We start from the raw sequence: 2174 nt of genomic DNA, 5'->3' as shown, positions 1-2174 counted from the left end.
TGGCCGGCGATAGCAGCTCCTAAGCCGGCACGGCTACGCGCCCTCGTGGCGCGGCGGCTGCTCGCCCGGGGCGCCCGGCGTGCCGGCGTCCACGTCGTCGGCGACGGTCTCGATCTCGGGCCTGCCGACGGGCCAGTGCTGACCGTGCGGGATGCGGATGCCTTCCTGACCCGGCTCGCCCGCGACGGCAAGATCGGCTTCGGCGAGGCGTACATGGCCGGCGATTGGGACGCCCTCGAGCTCGTCGAGGTGCTGACGCCGATGGCGCGCGACCTGCCGCGGCTCGTGCCGGCCAAATTGCAGTGGCTGCGCGCGGTCTACGACGCCCGGCACCCGGCCGCCGAGGACAACGACCCGGGCGGGTCGCGGCGCAACATCGCCCGGCACTACGACCTGTCCAACGAGCTGTTCGCGTTGTTTCTCGACGCGTCCATGACCTACTCGGCCGCGTTGTTCAACTTCCCCGGCGAATCCCTCGAGGCGGCACAGGCCCGCAAGATCGACCGGCTGCTCGACCAGGTCGGCTGTAAGCCCGGCACCCGGCTGCTCGAGATCGGCACCGGCTGGGGCGAGCTCGCGTTACGCGCCGGGCAGCGCGGCGCCACGGTCACCAGCGTCACCTTGTCGGTGGAACAGGCCGAGCTCGCCCGGCAGCGGATCGCCGCCGCGCACCTCGCAGCTTCGGTCGACGTCCACGTGCAGGACTACCGAGAGGTCACCGGCCGCTTCGACGCGATCGTCAGCGTCGAGATGATCGAAGCAGTCGGGGCCCGCTGGTGGCCGACCTACTTCCGGACGTTGCAGGACCGGCTGGCGCCGGGCGGGAAGATCGGGCTACAAGCCATCGTCATGCCACACGACCGGATGCTGGCCAGCCGCCGGTCATGGACCTGGATCCACAAGTACATCTTCCCCGGCGGTCAGCTCCCGTCCGTCACCGCGATCGACCAAGTTCTCGCCGAACACACCGACCTGCAGGTCAGCGACCGGTTGTGCTTCGGCACCGCCTACGCCGACACGCTGCTCGCCTGGCGCACCCGGTTCCTGCAGAACGCCGACGCGGTCGACGCGGCCGGGTTCGACGAGACGTTCCGGCGGATGTGGACGTTCTACCTCGCCTACTGCGAGGCCGGGTTCCGCGCCGGCTACCTCGACGTCACCCAGCTCATCCTCACCCGCCGGGACGGCCGCTGATGGCGAGCGTCGCGCAGACCATCAACGACGTTCTCACCGCCGTGTTCGACGGCGAGCCGCCGCTGCGCGTGCGGGGGTGGGACGGCAGCGAAACCGGCCCCGCCGACGCGCCGCTGGTGATCCTGCGTTCACCGGACGCGTTGCGACGGATGCTGTGGGCACCCGGCGAGCTCGGCCTCGCCCGCGCGTACGTCGCCGGAGACATCGACATCGACGGTGACCTCGCCGACGGGCTGCGCCGTGTCTGGGCCGCCGCTCACGCGCGTGACCTGACGCCACGGCTCACCCCCCGCATCCTCGCCAACAGCATCACGGCGCTGGCGCGGCTCGGTGCCGTCGGCCGTCCCCCCGCCCCACCCGCCTCCGAAGCGCAGACAAGCGGCAAGCTGCACAGCCGGCGTCGTGACGCGGCGGTGATCAGCCATCACTACGACCTGTCCAACGCGCTCTACGCGCTGCTGCTCGACGAACACATGGCCTACTCCTGCGCGTACTGGACCGGCGACGACCCGTCGTATGAGATCGCAGACGCGCAACGCGACAAGCTCGACCTCATCTGCGCCAAGCTGGACCTGCACCCCGGCCACCGGCTGCTCGACATCGGCTGCGGCTGGTCCGCCCTCGCCGTGCACGCCGCGAAGAACTACGGCGCCCATGTCACCGGGGTGACCATCTCGGCCGAGCAGCTCGCGTTCGGCCGAGAGCGGATCGCCCGCGAGGGGGTGGGTCACCTGGTCGAACTGCGGATGCAGGACTACCGCGACATCCCCGGCGGCAGCTGCTACGACGCGGTGAGCGCGATCGAGATGGGCGAGCACGTCGGCGCCGGCAACTATCCGCTGTTCCTTGCGAGCATCCGCCGGCTACTCGCGCCGCACGGGCGGGTGCTGATCCAACAGATGTCCCACGGGACTCACCTGCGTAGGGATCGGCATCCTGGTGGTGGTCCGTTCATCGAGCGTTACATCGCCCCGGACATG

General features: G+C 70.4%; 2 protein-coding genes. Both read left to right on the top strand.

Going from position 1 to position 2174, the window contains the following annotated elements:
- On the top strand, window positions 1–1194 hold a 1194-nt coding region (locus VFJ21_04195), incomplete at its 5' end, for a cyclopropane-fatty-acyl-phospholipid synthase family protein (GenBank protein HET7406322.1).
- Window positions 1194–2174 (top strand): cyclopropane-fatty-acyl-phospholipid synthase family protein (locus tag VFJ21_04190; protein ID HET7406321.1); only part of this gene is annotated, 981 nt, incomplete at its 3' end. The genes VFJ21_04195 and VFJ21_04190, both read left to right, overlap by 1 nt.

This window comes from Mycobacteriales bacterium, from assembly GCA_035690485.1.
GTDB lineage: Bacteria > Actinomycetota > Actinomycetes > JAFAQI01 > DASSKL01 > DASSKL01.
Note: the sequence above shows the minus strand (reverse complement) of the source record. Positions and strands in the feature narration are given on the sequence as shown.